This is a genomic window from Leisingera methylohalidivorans DSM 14336 (assembly GCF_000511355.1).
Lineage (GTDB): Bacteria > Pseudomonadota > Alphaproteobacteria > Rhodobacterales > Rhodobacteraceae > Leisingera > Leisingera methylohalidivorans.
In genome coordinates this window covers 3,324,047-3,346,425 of sequence record NC_023135.1, presented here as the reverse complement: position 1 = coordinate 3,346,425, position 22,379 = coordinate 3,324,047, and the positions used below count along the sequence as shown (strand labels likewise).

At 58.4% G+C, this 22,379-nt stretch carries 16 protein-coding genes, 3 tRNA genes, 1 rRNA gene and 3 pseudogenes; 8 read left to right on the top strand and 15 right to left on the bottom strand.

All coding sequences use genetic code 11. From position 1 onward, the window contains the following. Window positions 1–286: 286 nt before the first annotated feature. From METH_RS16360 to METH_RS23305, 7 genes are all read right to left on the bottom strand, one after another. Window positions 287–362 (bottom strand) — tRNA-Ala (locus METH_RS16360). Window positions 363–382: 20 nt separating this feature from the next. After that, window positions 383–459, bottom strand: a tRNA-Ile gene (locus tag METH_RS16355). A 258-nt stretch (window positions 460–717) separates the two neighbouring features. After that, window positions 718–2,185, bottom strand: a 16S ribosomal RNA gene (locus METH_RS16350). 890 nt (window positions 2,186–3,075) lie between these two features. After that, on the bottom strand, window positions 3,076–3,849 hold the full coding sequence (locus METH_RS16340) for a LamB/YcsF family protein (RefSeq protein WP_024091588.1): 774 nt from the start codon (window positions 3,847–3,849) through the stop codon (window positions 3,076–3,078). Further along, complete coding sequence (locus METH_RS16335) at window positions 3,846–4,877, bottom strand: 5-oxoprolinase subunit C family protein (RefSeq protein ID WP_024091587.1); 1,032 nt, start codon at window positions 4,875–4,877, stop codon at window positions 3,846–3,848. Before METH_RS16335 ends, METH_RS16340 begins: the two co-directional genes overlap by 4 nt. Beyond that, window positions 4,874–5,626 (bottom strand): 5-oxoprolinase subunit B family protein, encoded by a 753-nt coding sequence (locus tag METH_RS16330; RefSeq protein ID WP_024091586.1) that lies wholly within the window; start codon window positions 5,624–5,626, stop codon window positions 4,874–4,876. The genes METH_RS16335 and METH_RS16330 overlap by 4 nt, the downstream gene beginning before the upstream one ends. Window positions 5,627–5,738: 112 nt before the next feature. Beyond that, window positions 5,739–6,380: a methyl-accepting chemotaxis protein gene (locus tag METH_RS23305; protein ID WP_245602996.1), complete on the bottom strand. Its 642-nt coding sequence runs from the start codon at window positions 6,378–6,380 to the stop codon at window positions 5,739–5,741. Here METH_RS23305 and METH_RS24895 point away from each other — a divergent pair. After that, the gene (locus tag METH_RS24895) at window positions 6,354–6,545 is read left to right on the top strand and encodes a hypothetical protein (protein WP_245603004.1); all 192 of its coding nucleotides are present in this window, start codon (window positions 6,354–6,356) and stop codon (window positions 6,543–6,545) included. The genes METH_RS23305 and METH_RS24895 overlap by 27 nt on opposite strands. A 205-nt stretch (window positions 6,546–6,750) precedes the next feature. Here the strand turns inward: METH_RS24895 and METH_RS23300 are convergent, their stop codons facing one another. Continuing rightward, a complete protein-coding gene (locus tag METH_RS23300; RefSeq protein ID WP_044008466.1) occupies window positions 6,751–7,095 on the bottom strand; it encodes a PAS domain-containing protein in 345 nt (114 codons plus the stop codon). A 342-nt stretch (window positions 7,096–7,437) separates the two neighbouring features. On the opposite strand from METH_RS23300, the gene METH_RS16315 reads away from it, so the two are divergent. From METH_RS16315 to METH_RS16300, 4 genes are all read left to right on the top strand, one after another. Beyond that, entirely contained in the window at window positions 7,438–8,892 is a 1,455-nt protein-coding gene (locus tag METH_RS16315) for a sensor histidine kinase (protein ID WP_245602909.1), read from the top strand. Window positions 8,893–8,900: 8 nt separating this feature from the next. Next, window positions 8,901–9,365 (top strand): response regulator, encoded by a 465-nt coding sequence (locus METH_RS16310; RefSeq protein ID WP_052348725.1) that lies wholly within the window; start codon window positions 8,901–8,903, stop codon window positions 9,363–9,365. Window positions 9,366–9,595: 230 nt separating this feature from the next. Beyond that, a complete protein-coding gene (locus METH_RS16305) occupies window positions 9,596–10,072 on the top strand; it encodes a GNAT family N-acetyltransferase (protein WP_024091583.1) in 477 nt (158 codons plus the stop codon). 35 nt (window positions 10,073–10,107) lie between these two features. Next, window positions 10,108–10,184: transfer RNA gene (locus METH_RS16300), tRNA-Arg, on the top strand. 667 nt (window positions 10,185–10,851) lie between these two features. Here the strand turns inward: METH_RS16300 and METH_RS22755 are convergent. From METH_RS22755 to METH_RS16285, 3 genes are all read right to left on the bottom strand, one after another. Continuing rightward, window positions 10,852–11,832 (bottom strand): calcium-binding protein, encoded by a 981-nt coding sequence (locus METH_RS22755; RefSeq protein WP_084013815.1) that lies wholly within the window; start codon window positions 11,830–11,832, stop codon window positions 10,852–10,854. 811 nt (window positions 11,833–12,643) lie between these two features. Continuing rightward, complete coding sequence (gene uvrB / locus METH_RS16290) at window positions 12,644–14,842, bottom strand: excinuclease ABC subunit UvrB (RefSeq protein WP_024091581.1); 2,199 nt, start codon at window positions 14,840–14,842, stop codon at window positions 12,644–12,646. 97 nt (window positions 14,843–14,939) lie between these two features. Next, on the bottom strand, window positions 14,940–15,380 hold the full coding sequence (locus METH_RS16285) for a MarR family winged helix-turn-helix transcriptional regulator (protein ID WP_024091580.1): 441 nt from the start codon (window positions 15,378–15,380) through the stop codon (window positions 14,940–14,942). Window positions 15,381–15,466: 86 nt separating this feature from the next. Here METH_RS16285 and METH_RS16280 point away from each other — a divergent pair, with 86 nt between their 5' ends. Both METH_RS16280 and METH_RS16275 read left to right on the top strand, forming a co-directional pair. Further along, on the top strand, window positions 15,467–16,153 hold the full coding sequence (locus METH_RS16280) for a glutathione S-transferase family protein (RefSeq protein ID WP_024091579.1): 687 nt from the start codon (window positions 15,467–15,469) through the stop codon (window positions 16,151–16,153). A gap of 82 nt (window positions 16,154–16,235) precedes the next feature. Then, the gene (locus METH_RS16275; RefSeq protein ID WP_024091578.1) at window positions 16,236–16,547 is read left to right on the top strand and encodes an ETC complex I subunit; all 312 of its coding nucleotides are present in this window, start codon (window positions 16,236–16,238) and stop codon (window positions 16,545–16,547) included. A 737-nt stretch (window positions 16,548–17,284) separates the two neighbouring features. Here the strand turns inward: METH_RS16275 and istB are convergent. The 4 genes and pseudogenes from istB to nadC all read right to left on the bottom strand — a co-directional run bounded on the left by istB (window position 17,285) and on the right by nadC (window position 20,846). Next, window positions 17,285–18,040 carry an IS21-like element helper ATPase IstB gene (istB, locus tag METH_RS16270; protein ID WP_024091577.1) on the bottom strand — a complete coding sequence of 252 codons (756 nt, stop codon included), beginning with the start codon at window positions 18,038–18,040 and terminating at the stop codon, window positions 17,285–17,287. Continuing rightward, window positions 18,037–19,526: pseudogene (gene istA, locus METH_RS16265) on the bottom strand (IS21 family transposase). Before istA ends, istB begins: the two are co-directional and overlap by 4 nt. A 125-nt stretch (window positions 19,527–19,651) precedes the next feature. Continuing rightward, window positions 19,652–19,762, bottom strand: a pseudogene (locus METH_RS24050) (IS5/IS1182 family transposase); the annotation flags it as partial. 115 nt (window positions 19,763–19,877) lie between these two features. After that, window positions 19,878–20,846, bottom strand: coding sequence for a carboxylating nicotinate-nucleotide diphosphorylase (gene nadC / locus METH_RS16260; protein ID WP_245602908.1), 969 nt, complete (start codon window positions 20,844–20,846; stop codon window positions 19,878–19,880). 820 nt (window positions 20,847–21,666) lie between these two features. On the opposite strand from nadC, the pseudogene METH_RS16255 reads away from it, so the two are divergent. Then, window positions 21,667–22,262: pseudogene (locus METH_RS16255) on the top strand (transposase); the annotation flags it as partial. Window positions 22,263–22,379 lie beyond the last annotated feature (117 nt).

The window sequence follows — 22,379 nt, the reverse complement described above, 5'->3', positions numbered from 1 at the left end:
GCATGATCCTCAGATCATGCGGGTTAGTGTACTTGACTTGGACAACACTGTCTTTTCAATCAGGCAGACTTCAGGACGTCTGAGGAAACATGACGTATTCTGAAGCTCGCATCCCGTCCCGAAGGACAGTCAGCACCTGACTGAGACCGGTCCCACACTCGGGCGGCCAACAGTCTTGTTGATTGTATCTCTCTTAACGATGTCAATTTTCGTCTGAAGAACAGACGTTCAAACAGTCAGAAACTGCTTGAAGATATGTTCTTCCTTACGGCGTCCCCGCGGGGGATGGTGGAGCCTAGGAGGATCGAACTCCTGACCTCCTGAATGCAAATCAGGCGCTCTCCCAGCTGAGCTAAGGCCCCAAATATATCCCGAGGGATTATGGTGGGTCGAGGAGGACTTGAACCTCCGACCTCACGCTTATCAGGCGTGCGCTCTAACCACCTGAGCTACCGACCCAGGTTTTCGTTCTGCTCTGCAAAACAAAACCGGTGTGCGACAGGGTATTGCAAGGCAATGCCCGAGAGCAGCACTCAGTGGTTATGTCACCGACAGCTGCCAGTAACGGCTGCTGCCGCGTGTTTTCCTGAAGAGATATGAGGACGGTCCGGTCCAGAGGGCATCTTGCGATGCCCCGATGCGGACAGCTTTGTTTGCTGTCCATGCTAAGTGATGCACGATCAGGAGCAGGCTCCATGATGCTAGCATCATCCTTAGAAAGGAGGTGATCCAGCCGCAGGTTCCCCTACGGCTACCTTGTTACGACTTCACCCCAGTCGCTGAGCTCACCGTGGTCCGCTGCCCCCACCGAAGTGGTTGGCGCACGGCCTTCGGGTAAACCCAACTCCCATGGTGTGACGGGCGGTGTGTACAAGGCCCGGGAACGTATTCACCGCGTCATGCTGTTACGCGATTACTAGCGATTCCGACTTCATGCCGCCGAGTTGCAGACGACAATCCGAACTGAGACAGTTTTTTGGGATTAACCCATTGTCACTGCCATTGTAGCACGTGTGTAGCCCAACCCGTAAGGGCCATGAGGACTTGACGTCATCCACACCTTCCTCCCGCTTATCACGGGCAGTTTCCCTAGAGTGCCCAGCCGAACTGCTGGCAACTAAGGATGTGGGTTGCGCTCGTTGCCGGACTTAACCGAACATCTCACGACACGAGCTGACGACAGCCATGCAGCACCTGTCACTCGGTCACCGAAGTGAAAACCAGATCTCTCTGGCGGTCCGAGGATGTCAAGGGTTGGTAAGGTTCTGCGCGTTGCTTCGAATTAAACCACATGCTCCACCGCTTGTGCGGGCCCCCGTCAATTCCTTTGAGTTTTAATCTTGCGACCGTACTCCCCAGGCGGAATGCTTAATCCGTTAGGTGTGTCACCGAATAGCATGCTACCCGACGACTGGCATTCATCGTTTACGGTGTGGACTACCAGGGTATCTAATCCTGTTTGCTCCCCACACTTTCGCACCTCAGCGTCAGTATCGAGCCAGTGAGCCGCCTTCGCCACTGGTGTTCCTCCGAATATCTACGAATTTCACCTCTACACTCGGAATTCCACTCACCTCTCTCGAACTCAAGACCAGGAGTTTAAGAGGCAGTTCCAGGGTTGAGCCCTGGGATTTCACCCCTTACTTTCTGGTCCGCCTACGCGCGCTTTACGCCCAGTAATTCCGAACAACGCTAACCCCCTCCGTATTACCGCGGCTGCTGGCACGGAGTTAGCCGGGGTTTCTTTACCAGATACTGTCATTATCATCTCTGGCGAAAGAGCTTTACGACCCTAAGGCCTTCATCACTCACGCGGCATGGCTGGATCAGGCTTGCGCCCATTGTCCAAGATTCCCCACTGCTGCCTCCCGTAGGAGTCTGGGCCGTGTCTCAGTCCCAGTGTTGCTGATCATCCTCTAAAACCAGCTATAGATCGTAGACTTGGTAGGCCGTTACCCCACCAACTATCTAATCTAACGCGGGCCGATCCTTCTCCGATAAATCTTTCCCCCGAAGGGCGTATAAGGTATTACTCACCGTTTCCAGTGGCTATTCCTTAGAGAAGGGCACGTTCCCACGCGTTACTAACCCGTCCGCCGCTCCCTCCCGAAGGAGAGCGCTCGACTTGCATGTGTTAGGCCTGCCGCCAGCGTTCGTTCTGAGCCAGGATCAAACTCTCAAGTTGAAACGCCGTTGCCAGCGTATCCTTGACGTTCGAACCTCTGCACATCACTGGTTGCTTTAACAAAACACTCAAACACGGGGGTCTGAAATGCCTTGCGATCCGACCCGGCTAGGAACCGGAACTGCAACCAATTATTCTCTGTCTGTTGTGCTTGGTTTCAAAAGAAACCGAAGCCGAACAAGACAGTGAAGCTGACACTCAATCATCGGAAGCGAACTTCCTAAGAGCGTTGATATACAGACGCTGATCCATCGAAACGAACCAAACCGCCCACATATCTCTTCAGTTATCCATCAATGTCAAAGAGCAAACATCCCGAGGTCAAAAACAGGACCGATGCGCCAGTTCTCCCAGCGCGCCCGCCTGCCAAATCCATCAAAATGCCCCGGTCTCTCCCGGGCGTCCTGCCGTCTCTCCGGCCCGTCCCGGCGTCTCTCCGCCGTGTCCCCCGTCCGTTCCTGCGTCGCCGCCGCCCCGTCCGGTGTGCCCCGCTGCGCCTCAGCGCCGCCGGTGAGGGGTGTTCTATGGTTAGCGCCGGAGAGTCGCAAGCCCTTTTTTGACGTTTGCATGACTTTTTGCGAAACCCACGTTAAATTCAATTCATTTCAATAACTTAACGGACACGAAAAGGCTGCCGGCTTGCTGTTTGCCGGCCATCCGCCCGGCTTAGCCGCGACAGGCGCGATGGTTTGAGGATCACCTTCCGCTAGATGTTGTTACTCCCGGCCCATGGCACACAAGAGACACAGGTTTCTGCGAGTCGCCCGCGGCAGCTTTCCTTCAGGCAAGCCATCCGATTCCACAGATTTGGACCTGAAAATGGCCGGATGCGCCGGAGAGCCAGGCAATCCTCCCGGCTGAAGCAGCGGAGACCACCCGGCCAGCCGCGCTTAGCCCCGGCGCCCGGAAAATTGACGGATCGCGATCCCGCCTTCCGTCAGGCTGGTGCGGACAGATTGGGCCAGCTGCACCGCTTCCGCCGTATCCCCATGCAGGCAGATGGTATCGATTGCGGTGGGAATACGCTTGCCGCTTTCGGTGATGATGGCGCCCTCTTCCACCATTTGCAGAATGCGCGGACCGGCCAGAGCCGGGTCATGAATGACCGCGCCCGGCAGGGAACGGTCGACCAGCGTGCCGTCATCATTATAGGCGCGGTCAGCGAAGATCTCACCGCACCAGTTGCAACCGAGGCCGCGCACCACCTCCTCCATGGCGGTGGAAGCCAGCACCATGATGATGATGTCCGGATCCACCTCCAGCGCGGCCTCGTAACAGGCCCGCGCCATCGCGTGATCGGTGCAGGCCATGTTGGATAGCGCCCCGTGCAGCTTCAGATGGCGAACTTGGGTTCCCGCGGCCCGCGCCATGCCCTGCGCCGCACCGAGCTGATAGCGGATCATGCTGGCCAGCGTGCCATGCGGCACATGCATCTTGCGCCGCCCGAAGCCCTGCAGGTCCAGAAACCCGGGATGGGCACCGATCCCGACGCCGTTCTCAGACGCCAGTGCCATGGTCCGGGCCATTACATCCGGATCGCCCGCGTGAAAGCCGCAAGCAATATTGGCCGAAGAGACGATGTCCAGCAGCGCCGCGTCATCCCCCATGGTCCAGGGGCCGAAGCTTTCGCCCATATCGGCGTTCAGGTCGATGGTCTTGGTCATGCGGTCTCTCCCGTGGCGAAAGGGTCCGCCTCCGCAGAGACGGCCCCGCTGATCAGTTGATAGGATAACAGGTCCCGCAGCACAGCCGGATCGCGTACCAGCGGGCGGCAGGCTGCAGGCAGCCCTCTTTGAGACTCTTCGAACCTGGACTGGATTTCCAGAGCCTCTGCCAGGCCGATCCAGCGGAAGCGAAGCGCAACCCCGGCCTGTGCCTGCGCGACCTTTGGCAAATCGCACGGCAGGACGGTGCCGATCCGCGGATAGCCGCCGGTTGTCTGGCATTCGCGCAACAGCACGAATGGTTTGCCATCGCCGGTCATCTGCACATCACCCGGCAGGATTACCTCAGACAGGATATTGAGCTGGCTGTCAGCGGAAAAGCCCTCGCCGTCCGAGACCATTTCCACCCCCATCCGGTTCGCTCGGCTGCCGCGCCTGAAAGCAGTGGCCGCGAACCGGGTACGGACCGCTTCAGGGAACAGGCTGCTTTGGAAACTTTCGACAATGCGCAGTTCGCCACCCTGAAAACGGTCTTCGGCGGCCAGCACCAGACCTGTTTCACTATTTTGTTCCGCACCGGCAGGCAGCAGGTCTCCGGCTTCGGCCGCCCGCCCCAGCCCGGCCATCAGATGCACCGCGCGGGAGCCAAGCAGCGGTTCCGTGGCGATGCCGCCGCCAAGGTGCAGATATCCGTAGACGCCGCGGCGGGCGGCACCGATGGACAGGCGCTGGCCCGCCTCCATCCGGTGCGACGCACTCCAGGTCAGCGGCTCACCCTCCAGCGTTGCAGCCATGGGCGCACCGGTCAGGGCAATGCGCAGAGCGCCGGTTGCCTCGAAATCGCCGCCCATGCCGCCCATTTCCAAGGCCGCCAGACCGGGATCCTGCCGCAACAGCGCAGCCCCCTCGGCCAAAGCCAGCGGGTCCGCAGCGCCGCCCTGGGACACCCCCTGCCCCAGCAAACCGGGCCGCCCCAAATCCTGAACCGAAGCCGCTGGCCCGATCCGCAGTATTCTGAGGCCGCTCATGCTGCGATCTCCGAGGCGATAGCACCACCAAGCAACGGGTCATCCTCACAGTGTTTCAGGAAGTCCGGTTTGGAAACCGGCTCAAACTGCATCTCATCGCCCGGGCGCAGAGTAAACGGCTGCTCGGCTCCTGGCTGGAACAGGGTCAGCCCGGTTTGGCCGACATGGCGCCAGCCGGTCGGTGCCGGATTTGAAAACAAGACGAATTGGCTGATCGCCTGCACCAGCGCGCCGCGCGGCACCATTGGTGTCAGCTCGGTCTGCCGCGGCAGGTTCCATCCGGGTCCAAGGGACCCAAGGTAGGGCTGGCCGGGGGCAAAGCCGATGGTCAGCACCCGCACCCGCGCGGCGCCCAGGCTTTCGATGGCCTGTGCCTCGCTCATACCTGCGGCATCAGCTGCTTCCGCCAGTTGGGGCGCCAGGTCGGTGCCATATACTGTGGGCACGCGCCAGAACCGGCGCCCGGCCGGCAACGGCGTCTGCAGCCAGTCCCGGGTCGTCAGAAGGCTCTGCAACTCAGCCTCCAGCACCTCATGCCGCAAATCAGCAGGGTCGAAACGGACAAAGACCGAGGCCAAAGAGGCCATGGTCTCTACCACCCCTTCCAGCGGCAAAGCCTCCACCGCACTGCCGAAAGCCAGCGCGGCCCGGTTCGAGGCCTCGCTCAGGCTGCTGTCAAAGCTTACCAGCATGCCATTCAATCCGGCCCGCCGGACCAGCGGATAGGCTGGCGCCTTCTGGTTGCCCATGTCTTTATCCCGTCATTTTTGCGCGCCAGCGTTGCGGCGCGGGCCGGGAGTGTCAACACGTCAATTCATGCAAAGCCTTACCGTTGCCGCTGGCAGAAGCCGCCAGCGGGTTTCAGGTATCATCCGGCCCGCACGCGGCAGGCAGCGCATCCGCACTGACACCGCCGGCGCCTAATGCCGCCGGGGCGGGTGCCGCCGGGCGCTGAAAGGCGACTACATCTGCAACCGGGCCCGGATTCACCGCGGAAGTGAACTTGAACACCTTGCAGGTCAGCGGCCTGGCATCTGCGGAAAGCAACTGGCTGGCGGCCGAGGTTTCCACCACCATCGCGGCATTCTGCTGAGTCACTTGGTCCAGCTGCGAAACACCAAGGTTGATTTCGCTCAGCGACGTCGCCTGTTCCTTAGCGCCGGTGGCAATCCCGCTGATGAGGGAGGAGATATTGCCCACACGGTCAATACTCTGCTCCAGCTCCATTCCGGTTCTGTCGACCAGCTCCACACCGCTGGCCACCTGCTGTTTGCTTAGACCGATAAGCTGCTTGATCTCGCCAGCCGCTCCAGCGGACCGCTGCGCCAGTGCCCGCTCTTCAGGGGCAACAACTGCAAAACCGCGGCCTGCTGTCCCTGCCCGGGCGGCTTCGCCCCCGGCATTCAGCGCCAGCAAGTTAGTCTGAAAGGCAATATCGTCGAGCATCCCGATGATCTTGGCGATCTCCTCGGATGAATGATCGATCTGCGACATCGCCGCCACAGCGTCAGACACAACCTGACCGCTGCGTTCCGCGGCAGCCTGGGCCCGGCTGACGATGCCCTTAACCTTCGCAGGCCCTCCGCCGAGGAATGCACGGTGCTGGTCAGTTCCTCGATGGCCGCGGCGGTTTCCTCCAGCGTTGCAGCCTGGCTCTCGGTCTGCTGAGACAGGTCGCTAGCGGACTTGGAGATTTCATCCGCTGTGCGCCCGACGGCTTTGGAGACTTGCGTCACCGCGCCCATCGCTGAACCAAGCTGCTCCGCCTAGCGGTTGAACGCCTGATCGGACAGTTGAACCCGGAAGCCCAGTTCCCCCTGGCTCATCGCGTCCAGCCTCTTGGCGATTCCCTGCAGTCCAAGACGGCGTTCCGTTACATCGGTTCATCAGCGGCCACCATGACCACCCTTTCAACTGTGCCATCCGCATTTGTGCCATCCGCATTTTGAACCGGAGCATAAGTCGCCTGGATCCAAATGGTGGCACCGTCCTTGGTCGCCTGCGGGAACTGATCCGTGAAAACGCGGCCGGCGGCGAGATCCTTCCGGAACGCCCGGCGCTCCGCACCGGCGGCTAAATCAGGTGCCGCAAACATCGAATGACGCCGGCCCGCAATCTTTTCCAGCCGGTAACCCAATACAGCAAGAAAATTGCTGTTTGCACTCAGAACTGTGCCGTCCGGCTTAGATTGGAATGCAGCCTGGGAGCGTTCGACCATACCGGCAATATCCTGGCATCGCTGCCCTGATCTCCGAGCCTGGACGCTTTGCAATTGAAGAACAATGAATTTCTCCGCGCGTTCCTGAATCTCGACAACACGCGCCAGAAGTTTCGTGAAACCAGCACAAGAACCTTAACGCACCGGGATGCATGGGTCTAAGCATCTCCCAGCACAACGCCGATCCGCAACGGGCAACTTTAAGTTGCGCAGCCATTGCCGAAATCTCCAAAAGATGTAATCTAATCCAAAAGGCCGGGCCGCGTGCAGCGTGCAGCGCGGCATTCCGGCAATTGGCAATCAGGCAATTGATCGTTTGTGCAGCAGCAGAAAGTTCCAAGGATGACACTTTCCAGACCAATGGACGCCTCCCGGCCACTCCGGCGCAATTTCATCCAGTACCGGAACCACGGCATTGCATTACTGCTCCTTGGAGCCGGCTTTGCTTTCGACCTGCTGACACCGCTTGGGATCGCGGGTGGCCTGATATACGTGACCGTTGTCCTCGGCGCCCTTTGGGATGATAACCCGAACACGGTCTACTGGTATGCGGCGGCTGCAACCGTGCTGACGCTTCTTGCCTATGCGCTGCTCCCGCGGACCGGCGTCAATGCGTGGATCGTCCTGAGCAACCGGGGGCTCACGATATTGGCACTTTGGGCCCTTGCCATGCAAAAAGCTGCCCAGCTCTCCCTAAGGCGCAAAAAGACCGAGCTTACTGCCATTCAGGACAACACCGTCGAGGGGATGATAACCATCAGCACAGAAGGAACCATCCTGAGCTACAACCGCGCCTGCCGGAAAATTTTTGGCTACGACGCCGAAGAGGCCATTGGCCGGAACGTTAAATTCCTGATGCCGGAACATTACCGCACTGAACATGATGGCTACCTCAGCAACTATCTTCGGACCGGACAGAAGAAGATCATCGGCACTGCCCGGGAGGTTGAGGGACAGCGCAAAGACGGCAGTATTTTCCCGCTCGATTTGTCTGTCAGCGAAGTCCGGGTCGGCGGCCACCTCCTGTTCAGCGGTATCGTCCGCGACATATCCGAACAGAAGCGTATCGAAACTGAGCGGGAGCAGTTCATCAAAGATCTGTCCCGGTCGAACCAGGATCTGGACGATTTCGCCTATGTGGCATCCCACGATCTGCGGGCGCCTCTGCGGGTAATCGGGAACGCTTCCAGCTGGCTGGAGGAGGATCTGGCCGATGCCCTGGACGACGAGAGCCGGGAAAACCTGCAGCTCATCCGATCCCGGATCACGAGGATGGAACAGCTTCTGAACGATTTGCACGAATATTCCCGGGCAGGACGCAACACGGACGCCAGATACCGACAGTTGATGCCGGGCGCCGAGCTGATGGATGAAGTGCTGATGCTGGTCGAGCAGCCTGATGGTTTCACCATCAATATCGACCCCGGGTTCGCCAGTATCCGGCTGCCGAACATGCCCCTCAAGCAGATTTTCGCCAACCTTGTCTCCAACGCGATCAAGCACAATGAAACGGGCACCGGCGTCGTTGACGTGCTGCTGGAAGACGGCGGCGGATTTTATGCCTTTACGGTTGCCGATGACGGTCCAGGGATTGCCCCCCAGTTTCACGAGCAGATATTCAAGATGTTTCAGACATTGAAGTCGCGCGACGTGGTCGAGGGCAGCGGTATGGGCCTCGCGATCGTCAAGAAGCACGTGGAAAATGCGGGCGGCACGATCACTTTGGAGTCCTCCGCCGGCGAAGGCTGCGCATTTCGTTTCACTTGGCCCAAAACGGCCCGCGCCGATAACGGATAGGCATTAGCATGCAACAGAATTTGAGTGGCGGGCAGAATGATAAGAAAGATCTGAGTATCATTCTGGTGGATGATGACCACGGCGACGCCAAGGCGGTTCAGCGGGCATTCAAGAAAGTCAAAATCGCAAACGAGATCACCCGCGCGATAGACGGCCTTGAGGCGCTGGATTACCTCCGCGGCACGGGTGGCAAGGACAAAATCCATCCACCCTATGTGCTGCTTGTTGATATCAATATGCCGAGGATGAGCGGCATCGAACTGGTCCAGGAATTGCGCGCAGATCCTGAACTCAGCAGGTCTGTGGTATTCTTCCTGACGACCTCAAGCCACGAACAGGACATCGAAGCTGCCTATGACTTGAATGCAGCAGGCTATATCGTGAAGGAAACAGCAGGGCGTGATTTTCTGGAACTCGTAAACATGGTTGACCGCTATTGGCGGATTGTCGAATTCCCTGAGCCGAGTAACTGATCCGCAGCGCTGGTGCGCCGGCGGGATTGAAAATCACCAGCAGCCGGCAAGACCCGGCCTGCATGGCTTCAGCGGCCTTGCAACACGCGCCGGATTTCCGGGCTGGTTTCTGCTCAACCGCAGTGTCCCGCAATATCTTGACACTCAGAGGCAAAGGGTGGCTGTCTTATTCCTTGAACAGAATGCGAAAATTGCATTCAATTCCCCAAAAGCAGGAGCGGCACCTCACCATGCCCCGTTTTGAGATCAGCCCGGAAAACCCAGCCGGGCCGGAAGCATCGGCCCTGATTCGGCGGCATCTTTCACAAATGGCGGCACAATCGCCGGAAGAAAGCTGCCACGCGCTGGATTCAAGCGGCCTTGAAGACCCTGAAGTGCAGTTTTTTCTGCTGCGCCATGACGGCAAACCGGTTGCCATGGGGGCGCTGAAGCTGCTGAACGGCGGCGCTCGTGAGCTGAAATCCATGCACACGGTTTCCGAGGCCCGCGGCAGCGGAGCAGGACGCGCAATGCTGGAATTCCTGCTGAAACTGTCCCGTGAGGAAGAGGCCACAGGCATTTTTTTGGAGACCGGCTCCACGGATGATTTTCTGCCCTCTCGCAGACTGTATGAATCCTTTGGTTTCAAGCAATGCGCGGCCTTCGGGGACTACACCGAGGATCCTTGGTCGGTATTCATGCACCTGGACTTGCGCGCATCGGCTTGACCCTTGGCGCCTGCCTGTCATAACTGGCGCCAAGCGGTCCCTTAGCTCAACTGGATAGAGCAGCTGACTTCTAATCAGCAGGTTGAGGGTTCGAGTCCTTCAGGGATCGCCAGCAAGTCCAGCAACTTGCGCCAAACTTCGGTTGGCTCAGATTCCTGAGGGTTACACTTGGGTTACAAATACGCGGCGGGCACGATCTTTCCTCTGAAGTTCAGTTTGAATACTTGGGATTACCTTAGTGTAATTTTTTTCATTTAGTTCAAGCTCTCAAAACAATGTCCTCGCCACTGTGTCAGCTGCTGGGTGCCAACCTTCCTGAAATTTAAACGCGTGCACTTCAAGACGACTGAGACGGCCTGTGATCATGCGTGGCAATCCTCAATTCGGCCCGTTTGGCGCCTGACCCCATCTGCCTGAATTACTATGTGAAGGCCGCTTTAGTGCAGACCCGTTCGCCGGGGGCGGGGGTGGGTGGGATACCTTTACCAGCCGATTTAAACCCCACCCCTGCACGCCCTGGCAAGTACAGCAGGGACGAGCACCGCATTTCTGGAGGGGCAGAGGACGAAAGGTAGTTCCACCCTCTGCCGGACGTTAATGTTGCGCGCCACAAGTCGCAGCATCGTGACAGCTACTCGGATCATAGTGACCAAACATCTCTGCAGCTGTGATAATCAGGTTTTCCATCCTACTAGACAGACACAGCCAGAAGCCGTCTGCTGGCATCTATCAACTATGCGCCTATCAGTGAAAGCCGGAAGCCTAGCAGCTCAAGGCGGTTAAAAGATGAAATCATCACCCCCCAAGCTTTTCAGTGTTGTGCTGTCCAGCGTTAAGGTGTTGCCGTTAAGATCATCAATGATCACATCGCCATTAATTCTGGAAACGTGGTTGTTCATCAAGTCTTCGAAGTCCGTGATCGAACTCACGCCCCGCAGATCAATCCGCTCCCCAGCGCTGAACGCATCGAAGTCAGTCACGGTATCGTGGCCACGGGACATTATGAACGTGTCGTCGCCGCCACCGCCAGTCATACGGTCGTTTCCGCCAGCGCCGTTCAGTTTATCTTTGCCCGCCCCGCCATTCAGCCGGTCGTTGCCGTTGCCGCCACTCATACGGTCGTTTCCACCAGCCCCATCCAGAACATCTTTTCCTGCTCCGCCAACCAGGGCATCCTTACCAGTTCCGCCTTTCAGCCGGTCGTTGCCGCCATTTCCTTGCAGATTGTCGCTTCCCGCGCCGCCATTCAAACGGTCGGCTGCCCCGCCCCCCTCCAGAAGGTCGTCCCCAACGTCCCCGTTTAGCGTATCTTTTCCGCTGTGCCCGCGCAGAGTGTCGTTTCCGCTGTTTCCGGAAATTGTGTCATTTCCGCCATTGCCGTTTAGCTCATCATCCCCGTTGAAGCCGATCAAACGGTCGCTTTCGGATGACCCTGCGACGAAGTCATTGCCCGAGAGGCCCAGTGAGTAGAGGGTGCCAAAGTCACCAGCTGTCACCGCAGCGGCTGCTGTAAGTGCCGGGATAGACAAGCCCGATACATCAGCGGTCAAGGTATAGTTGGTGTAGGACCGGAACCCTGTAACAGTTCCGCCAGCCAGGTAACCAAGTGAATCGTAATAAAAAACACCCATCCAGTCATTTCGGTTTCCAGCACTGTCTTCAATTCGAATCAAACTGCTGGTTGCAGCGGTTACGGATCCGTAAAAGCTCGCGCCCGTTTGGAGGAAATCCGTTGCTGCATATAGGTTTACTCGTGCCATTCTTACCCCTTGGGTATGAGAAAAGTTACTACGGCAGCAAACCTACTTTCCGAGCCATTCATGTTCCAGCCCTACCGCAGGCTGTCAGACAGCATTGGCTGTTCCGGTTCCGGCAGCGCGAGGAATGCACGGTCTTAAAAGCACTGCCGCTGTAAGAGCGCAAAAGCCCGTGAGGAGGTTGCTGGTTGTTGAGTGGCCGCTAAGTTACAGCGCCATTGCAGTTGTTGACAGAGCTTTCCAGGCAGGCTCTGTCATCAAACGCCTGGTTATCTTCGCGAAATGTTCCTGCTGGACGTACTTGCGTTTAGGCTTACTCATGCATTTTGCCTCTCGCAAGATGTCAACTTAGTCCACTGAGATGGAAAGTTTTCGGGGAGGGCTTCGATTGCTTTGATCGGAGCTCCACCCGACAGGCCGTTTAAGCTCCGGCAGGCGGCGCTTAAGGCTCTTCGAGTACGAAAGTACTGGACGCCCGTCCAACGCGCTTTGCCGGAGCTTAGACCGTCTTGCTTCTGCAGTATCCACTGGATGCAATCTCTGCAGGCAATACCGCGATAGCGTGACGGGGGTGGTTTGTTCATGCAAACCGTGTAAGCACTTGGATTCCTAATGTGAATCCTCAGAAGTCAGAGTTCTGAAACAACGCCCATTGGCATAAATCAAGGCGCCAGTCGCGCATATTCGCGCAAATCCGGCGGATCACATGCTAGCCGGTGTCATTGAATCTGTTTTTGCCAGTGTGCTGCCTGCAGCCGATACTTCTGTGCGCCCTGCCGTGGCCGGGCACAACTCTTTGCTGTGTTCCGAACCCTCACGAAAACTTCTTCTGCGACTTGCCTCTGTAGGCCCGGGTCCCGGCCTTGCCCGCCGTGGAGCGGCCCCGGGATTTGACGGCAGCATCAGAGGCCGCCTCCACCGCCGATTGCCGCGCCAGCGGGTCGTCCGATATGGCCAGATCCACCGCCTCCAGCCGCTTGACCTCGTCACGCAAACGCGCGGCTTCCTCAAATTCGAGATTTTCGGCGGCCTTGCGCATCTGGTCACGCAATCCGTTCAGATGCGCCTCCAGATTGGCTCCGTGCATCGGCTTGTCGATCTGAGCGGTGACGCGGTTCATATCAACGTCGCCCTGATAAAGTCCCGCCAGAACGTCCTCGACGTTCTTCTTGACCGTCGCCGGTGTGATGCCGTGTTCCGTGTTATAGGCGATCTGTTTCTCGCGGCGGCGGTTGGTTTCACCCAGCGCGCGCTCCATCGAGCCAGTGATGCGGTCGGCATACATGATGACGCGGCCCTCGGCGTTGCGCGCGGCACGGCCGATGGTCTGGATCAGCGAAGTTTCCGAGCGCAGGAAGCCCTCCTTGTCGGCGTCTAGAATGGCGACAAGGCCGCATTCTGGAATATCCAGCCCCTCGCGCAGCAGGTTGATGCCGATCAGCACGTCAAAAGCGCCAAGACGCAGATCACGCAGGATTTCGATACGCTCCAGCGTGTCGATGTCTGAGTGCATATAGCGGACCTTGATCCCCTGTTCGTGCAGGTATTCGGTCAGATCCTCGGCCATGCGTTTGGTCAGCGTGGTCACAAGGGTGCGGAAGCCGTTGGCGGTGACGCGGCGCACCTCGTCCAGCAAATCGTCCACCTGCATATCAACCGGGCGGATTTCGACCTGCGGGTCCAACAGGCCGGTGGGGCGGATCACTTGTTCGGCAAAGACGCCGCTGGATTGCTCCAGCTCCCATTTTGACGGCGTGGCGGAGACAAAGACCGACTGCGGGCGCATAGCATCCCACTCCTCGAATTTCAGCGGGCGGTTGTCCATGCAGGACGGCAGCCGGAACCCATGTTCGGCCAGGGTGAATTTGCGCCGGTGGTCACCCTTGTACATGCCGCCGATCTGCGGGACGGAAACGTGGGATTCATCGGCAAAGACAATGGCGTTGTCAGGGATGAATTCAAACAGGGTCGGGGGGGGCTCGCCCGGGGCGCGGCCCGTCAGGTAGCGGGAGTAATTCTCGATCCCGTTGCAATGGCCGGTCGCCTCCAGCATCTCGATGTCGAAGTTGCAGCGTTGCTCCAGCCGCTGGGCTTCCAAAAGCTTACCCTCTCCGACCAACTGCTCGAGCCGCATCTTCAGCTCCTGCTTGATCGAGATGACGGCCTGGTTCAGCGTCGGTTTCGGTGTCACATAGTGAGAGTTCGCATAGACGCGGATCTGGTCGAAACTGCCGGTCTTTTCGCCCGTCAGCGGGTCGAACTCGGTGATCGCCTCCAGTTCCTCGCCGAAAAAGGAAAGTTTCCAGGCGCGGTCCTCCAGGTGGGCTGGGAAGATTTCCAGCGTGTCGCCGCGCACCCGGAAGGAGCCGCGCTGGAACGCTTGGTCGTTGCGCTTGTACTGCTGGGCAACCAGATCGGCCATGATCTGGCGCTGGTCGTAGATTTCACTGGCTTTCAGGTCCTGGGTCATCGCTGAATAGGTCTCAACCGAGCCGATGCCGTAAATACAGCTGACGGATGCGATAATAATGACGTCGTCGCGTTCGAGCAAAGCGCGGGTGGCAGAGTGGCGCATCCGGTCGATCTGCTCGTTGATCTGGCTTTCCTTCTCGATGTAGGTATCCGAGCGCGGCACATAGGCCTCGGGCTGGTAGTAGTCGTAGAAAGAGACGAAGTATTCGACCGAGTTCTCCGGGAAAAAGCCCTTGAATTCGCCATAGAGCTGGGCCGCCAGCGTTTTGTTGGGGGCCAGGATGATGGCGGGGCGCTGGGTCTCCTCGATCACTTTTGCCATGGTGAAGGTCTTGCCGGTGCCGGTGGCGCCCAGAAGGACCTGATTACGCTCGCCGTCAAGCACGCCCTCGGACAATTCCTTGATCGCAGTGGGCTGGTCGCCGGCGGGCTGAAACGGGGTATGCATCACAAACCGCTTGCCGCCTTCCAGCTTGGGCCGCTGCTGCGGTGCCCGCTGAGTCATCATCGGCATGGTCTTATCGGAATGGGCATAGGGCATGAGGCGACTCCGTTGGCGGCTGGCGCTGATTTTGGTCTGTTTATGTTCTTGTGCAAGAGGGTGGCACAGGCTTTCGCCGGATTGCCGCCGGTTTTTGTCAGCTGCGGGCGGGCCGCAGGAGCCTGCCGAGCAGATCTGCCAGCCTCTGTGCCTCACCCGGGCTGAAACGGCTGCCGACGGCCTGCTGCATGGCATCGGAGTAAACCGCCCAGATCCGGGTGCGCATTGCGGCGCCCTCCGGCGTGATCACCAGGATCTGGCCGCGGCCGTCGCCGTCACAGGTCCGGCGATCCAAAAGGCCGGCCTTGGCCAAGCGTTCCACCAGGCGCGAGACGCCATATTGCGGCAGCAGCAGTTTTTCCTGCAACTCATAGGGGCGCAGGCCGGCCTCCGCGGCGCTGTCCAGCTCCCGCAATAGGTCGTACCAGTCCAGACTTGGCAAGCCTGCCTGCTTCAAAGCAGACTCTACCGTGTCCAGGATGGATTTATACGCCCGTGCCAGCGGCAGCCAAATGTCGAAGGGATCAGGAGAACTCATTTCACCAAAGTAAATGCACATGCATTGACATGCAAGAGCGCCCACCCCATCTAAATTACATGCATATGCATCTAAGGGAGGACCCCATGAGCGACTTGCATCTGATCAGCCATCACCTGTGCCCCTATGTCCAGCGGGCGGTAATTGTGCTGGACGAAAAAGCCATCGCCCACCGCCGCACTTATATCGATCTGGCAGACAAGCCCGGCTGGTTCCAGGCGCTGTCGCCGCTGGGCCGTGTACCCGTACTCGAGACCGGCGGACGGGCCTTGTTCGAAAGCCAGGTGATCGCGGAATATCTGGATGAGATCACACCCGACTCACTGCATCCCGCTGACCCGCTGGAACGCGCGCGGCACCGGGCCTGGATCGCATTCGGATCGGATACGCTGACGGCGATCGGCACGCTCTATAACGCGCCCGACGAAGCAGCCTTCACTCGTGCTGCCGAGGTTCTGCGCGGCAGGCTGGAGCGGATCGCGCCTGAGGTCGAAGGGACGCTTTTTGCCGGCGATACCTTCCACATGTTGGATGGGGTCTGGGGCACCATCTTCCGCTACTTCGACACTTTCGATGTGATCGGGAACTTCGCGCTGATGCCGGAGATGGGCCGTTTGGACACCTGGCGGGCTGCCGTCATGACACGGCCTTCGGTGCAGGCGGCACCGCCGGAGGGCTATCCGGCGCGGTTGATGGCGTTCCTCTGTGACCGTCAGTCCCATTTGGGAAAGCTGGCGCGCACCGCCTGTCGCGGGGCTGCAAAGCCGCTTTAATGCTGCGCAATTGGCATCTTGCTGCTGAACTGCATCCGGCGCATAAATGCGAAGGATTTAAAACTCAAGCGGGAGACAGCCCATGCAAGCGCGGATTTACCGGCCGGCACGCAACGCCATGACCTCGGGCATGGCCAAAACGCGGAAATGGGTTCTGGAATTTGCGCCGGCCAGCGCACGGGAAGTGGATCCGCTGATGGGCTGGACCACTTCCAGCGACACCCAGGCCCAGGTCCGCTTGCGCTTTGACAGCAAGGAAGCGGCACTGGAATATGCCAAGGATAAAAACATCAAAGCCCAGGTGGTCGAGCCCAAGGAGCGCAAGCTCAATATCCGCCCGGGCGGCTACGGCGACAATTTCGCCACCAACCGCCGCGGCCCCTGGACCCACTGAAACTGTGTAAATCGGGGCAAGGATCCCGCGGAGGCTTGGTGTAATCAAGATATGGGCCGCCCAATGGGCGCCCATACTATCTGCCACAAGATCCGGCAGACGCATGTTTTTAAGGATGCAGGCCGACCCAGTGTGTGCCTTTTGGGTTAGAAACCTGATCAATTCACAGTCGGGAACTTTAAGCAAAGCTTAGGGTTTACGCCAAAGTTTCGGCAGATCACCTGCCAATGAGGCTCAGTAACACCCATGCCTTGTCAGCATCCGCGCCCTCTCTTGTGACGGACTGCTCCTGATCGGCGGTAAGCACGGTTGGTCTCGCAGTCAGCCTCATTGCTCAGCAACTCTAGGAGGCGGAGCCGTACTCAAGGGCTGCTCTATACGTTGCTGCCATATGTGCTTGGCGCAGCTTCGACCTGTTTCAGGCACAAAGAATCCCTGCAGACCCCATAGCCGCTATGCAGAGGGACTGGCAGCCTTGGCTGATGCTGGGGTCGGCCCCAAGGGGACCGCGACGCGCAGGAAGCGATCTTTGGAAATGGGGAGCGTTCAAGTAGAATGTTGCTATGACCTAAAACTTTCGCGACACTGGCCCTGTCAACGGCGGCGCAAAATCCGGCCACGGGGCGGAGCAAAAGTCGGCCAGTCTGGGCGTGACCGGCGCCTTGGCAAACGCGCTCCCCACATGGCTGTCGGTTGCCAAGGCGCCTTGGTCCGTTAGGACCAAATCCAGGCTTGGTTCAGGAGTTTTGGCGAGCCTTGCTCTGTGCCAGCCGATAGCTGTCGCCGTTCATCTCCAAGATACTGACATGGTGGGTCAAGCGGTCGAGCAAGGCACCTGTCAGGCGCTCTGATCCGAAAGTTTCTGTCCATTCTTCGAACGGCAGGTTCGAGGTGATCAGGATGGAACCGCGCTCGTATCTCTGGGAGATCAGTTCGAACAGCAGTTCGGCGCCGGTCTTGCTGAGAGGCACGAAGCCCAGTTCGCCGATGATGAGAAGCTTCTGCTTCACCAGTTGCTTCTGAAGCCGCAGGAGTTGGCGCTCGCCGCGGGCCTCCATTAACTCGTGGACGATGGCGGCGGCGGTGGTGAAGCGGACCGCCATCCCTTTCTGGCAAGCGGCCAGGCCGAGGCCGAGCGCCACATGGGTCTTGCCGGTGCCGCTGGGGCCGAGAGCGATGACGTTTTCGCAGCGGTCGACCCATTCACAGCGCGCCAGTTCCAAGACCTGCATCTTGCTGAGGCTGGGGATTGCGGTGAAGCCGAAGCTGTCCAGGCTCTTGGTCGCCGGGAATTTTGCGGCCTTGATCCGCCGTTCGATCATACGCCGTTCCCGATCGAAGAGTTCCAATTCGATCAGGCGGGCCAGAAACTGGACATGGTCACGAGCCTCGGCAGCACAGAGCCGGGCTTGCTTGTCGTATTCCCGCAGGATGGTCGGCAGCTTCAGCTTCTTGAGTTGGTGGTTCAGCAGGATCTGCGGGGCTTCCGTCATGTCCGGGCACCGGTTGTCAGGCACATATAGCTGGCCGGAGATGTCGTCTGCACCGTAGTCCGTGGCAGGAACGGGTAGACATCCAGATCGAGCCTCGGTGGCCGTCGTTCGATCCTGCACAGTTCCAGATGCTTCACGGCATCGAAGCTGATCGCACCCATTTGGGGAGCCGCTTTCACGGCAGCATGAACCTCCTCCATCTCGAAGCTTTCGAGTAGCCGTAGGACCTGAACGTATTCGCGCCGTCCGGCCTTCAGCATGCGTGCCTCCATCAGCTTCTGGAGAGTGCCAAACGCCTTGGGAAGCTCCCATCCGGCCAGCGGTGCTGCCTGCTCGAAGGCGGCAATCTTCCTTTCCAGCAAAGGCAGGTAATGAATCGGATCGAAGATCATGTCTTCGCGGCCGTAGCTGCGGGCATGTCGCGCGATGATCTCGCCGCCACAGCCGATGACCACCTGGTCGACATAGGCGCGGATCCAGACATCCCGGTGCCCGAAGGCATCCGGCACGGAATAATCGTTGGTTTTGTAGCGCACCAGTGCGAGCGGGCTGACCCGCCCGGACGTCTGGTCACAGGCTGCAAAAGGTGTGGCTGACAACGGCGCCATCGCCTCCAGATCCTGTTGGAGCCGTTCACCAATCGTCTCGCTGTGCCCGCGTAGCTTGTCATTCTGGCGTTTCCGGCATTGCTCTTCGAGCCAATCGTTGAAGGCATCCCAAGCCGGAAAGTTCGGGATCGGAACCATGAAGTTGCGCCGGGAATAGCCGGCCAGACCTTCAACGGAACCCTTGTCGTTGCCCTTGCCAGGACGCCCGTAGCGGTCCCGGATCACGTAGTGGGACAGCATCTCACTGAACAGCCGCGCGCGCCTGCGGGTTCCGTCAGGCTCGATCTTCGCCACAAGGCACCGGTCGTTGCCGTACAGGATCGACTGCGGAACGGCCCCGAAAAATCCAAAGGCATGGACGTGGCCATCCAGGCTGCCGCTGTCGCTGTCGCCGCCGGATAGGCCCGGATGTAGCAAGCATCGCTGTGCGGCAGATCCAGGGCAAAGAAATGGGCCTTCTGTTCAACACCGCCGATCACTACCACTGCCTCGCCGAAATCGGCTTGAGCATGGCCTGGCGCGTGCGTCAGAGGAACGAACACTTCGCGATGCCGCCGACCGTGCTCCCTCACATAGCCCTTGATGATGGTATAGCCGCCCTCGAAGCCATGCTCGTCGCGAAGCCGCTCGAATATCCGCTTGGCCGTATGCCGCTGCTTGCGTGGTCTCTCCCGGTCTTCTGAAAGCCATTGATCGATGATTCCGGTGAACCCATCCAGTTTGGGCCGCCGGATCGGCGCTGAGCGCCGATAGCCAGGCGGAACCGAAAACGCCAAAATCTTCCGAACGCTGTCACGAGATATCCCGAAATGCCGCGCCGCTTCACGCTGGCTCATGCCCCCTGCGCACGCCAGACGAACCTTGCGGTATAAATCCACGGTGAAGATCCTCCCGCCCTCCCTCCGTTAAAAGAAGGGCAAAGGTGGACGACTTTTACGCCGGCCGCAGCAGGATCATCCCGCCGCTACCGTGGTCGACTTTCTCACCGCCGTTCTCACGGCGTCCAGATCATCTCCGGATCGAACCAGATCGCAAGAGATCCGCGTCGCCTTGGCGCGTCATTGCAGGACGACCAGTTCGTGGTCTTGTATTCTGCAGGGGCCCAACGGCTCATAACCCCCAGCTATCATGCTGGTTTCGCAGGATGAATCCCTCAGTCGATTTGTGCAACAAAGCCGGCTCAGAGCACCAGTCATGACCTGGCTTAATACTCTTGCCGTTACTTTTGGTCATTCGCTGTCTATCCCGATATCAACGCAAGTCGCAGACTGAGTAATGCGGCCAACCGAAATATAGTCGACACCGGTTTCGGCCTTGCCGCGAATGGTATCCAAGCGGACGCTGCCAGAGCATTCAAGAGGAACGCGCTTTCCGACGAGCGCTACTGCCTTGACCATGTCCTCATTACTCATATTGTCCAGCATGATGACATCCGCGCCACTTTCCAGGGCCTCTTTTACCTGGTCCAGCCGGTCACATTCAATCTCGATCTTCGTCAGTATGGGAGCCCCAGCCTTGGCACGCCTGACCGCTGCTGCAATGCTGCCAGCCACAGCTATGTGGTTGTCTTTCAGCATGATACCGTTGTCGAGACCCAAGCGGTGGCTCCGGCCGCCTCCGCAGGCCACTGCATACTTTTCAAGTATGCGTAATCCCGGAGTGGTTTTGCGTGAATCAAGTAGAGTGACACCCGTACCAGCCACCTCCTCAACGTATTGCGCGGTCAGTCCTGCAATACCGCACATACGCTGTATTAAATTCAAAGCTACACGTTCAGCAGTCAAAAGAGATTGTGCGTTGCCGGAGATGAAGGCAATGGTCTCACCCTCTTCGACACGGTCACCATCCTTCTTGTCTGTCAAAAAATTACATTCCGGATCCAGTTTCTTAAAGATCATTTCCGAAACCTTCAACCCTGACAGGATGATCGGCTCACGTGCGTTCATTCTGAATTTGGCGATAGCATCATCGTCAACCATTATTCTCGCGGTCAGGTCATAGTAGTTCACGTCTTCGTTCAACCAAAGATCAATCAACTGATCAACTTTTCGGAGGTCCAGCAACATAAAATCTTCTCTTTCGTTTGTGCGACAGCAGTCAAAAAACACACGCGTTTCTGAATGTTTCTCTGCTTTAATAAATGTTGGAAAGCCAACATCGTCTGATGTCAGCTCAAGATCCCCAATAACATCTTTCATTTCTGGCATTGGTAGCGATAGCATACTGAGAGCAACAAACATCGTGAGACCAACCAACATTAGGTTTAGAGTCTTGTTATCTCCTCCCGCCGCAATCGCAATCAGAATACAAACCAGAGCCGCCAGTGCGGTGATGGCCGTGGCCTGAAAACTAGCTAGCTGCGCAAGCTATTGAAAAGCCTAATTCTTTCCGCATGCCTCGCTCATGGTGATTAGGACGCCACTGGATCGAACTTGCAGACTGCCAAGGAGGAGATAAACCCATTATCTATGCGGCAGTGCTGATACCCGCAGTTAACATGAGAACTGTTGCCTATTGCTCTGTTCATGCCTAGCTGCACTCATCATGGGGAGGAGTATCAGGTGAAAGCTACTGAGGCATTCAATTCACGTAAATTACGGGACTGTATAAAGTGTATCTCCTTTTTCCTTCCGATCCTTCTGACATTAAGTTTCCAGTCGTTTAACGATGTGACTATCGCTGCCCTTTTGGCAACGTTACTTTGCGCTACTATTATCGTAGCGTCAAGCTTTTTGTCCGCAGTGAACCTCCCCCAAAGAAGTGGTCCGCGCCTATGATTAGGAAATCGGAAGACCATAGATGGCGATTAGTCGTGCCGCTATCCTCCGCCAAGTGGTCGACACAACTCCGAACGAGGAAATTTGTCCCGAGTTCTTCGGCCAGGCAGTAGAGCTCATAGATGTCGCTTCCCGTTCACCGGCATGCACACAACGTTCGGGCGCGCCTGCCAGCTCGGTGAACAGGCGCAGGTTATCAAGCCAGCGCATGCTTTCCTTCTGCTCGATGGGCATCCGGTTCGAAACCGGTCCTATGCCCAGCTCCAACCGCCGCAGCCGAAATCCCGAGGTCAATTTCAAGGGCGAGACGCGTTCGAATACGACACATGCTCCGGTCACCAACCCGGACGCACAGCTCTATAAGAAGCCCCCAGCACAGGTGCGGTGCTGCGCTTCATGGGGCATGCGCTGATGGAAAACCGGCACGGGCTGGTTGTGCAAGGCGACCTGACCCGCGCTGACGGCCGCGCCGAGCGCAAGGCCGCGCTGGACATGCTGCACCGCCACTCCCCTGGATCGACCCGGCAGCTGACCTTGGGTGCCGACGTCGGATACGATACGTCCGAATTCGTCGCGGATCTTCGCCAGGCCCGCGTCACCCCGCACGTCGCCAGAAAGGCGCGGCACTCAGCAATCGACGGGCGCACGACCCGTCACGAAGGCTATGCCCTGTCCCAGAAGCACCGCAAACGGGTCAAAGAAGCCTTCGGCGGGGGCAAGACCGTTGGCGGCATGTCCCAGACCGTCTATCGCGGAGTTGAGCAGGTGCGGTCCCGCTGCATCCTGACATTCGCCGCAGGAAATCCCGCCCGGCTGCTCCGGTTGCCGGCTGTATGAGGCTGGATGAAGCGGCCATAGGCCTGCTTCCAGCCACCCGATCCGGAAGATCGATGAGGGAACTCATCCCATCGGGGAGAATGGCGTTCCGCTGGCCTGCCTAAATCAGCAACCTGC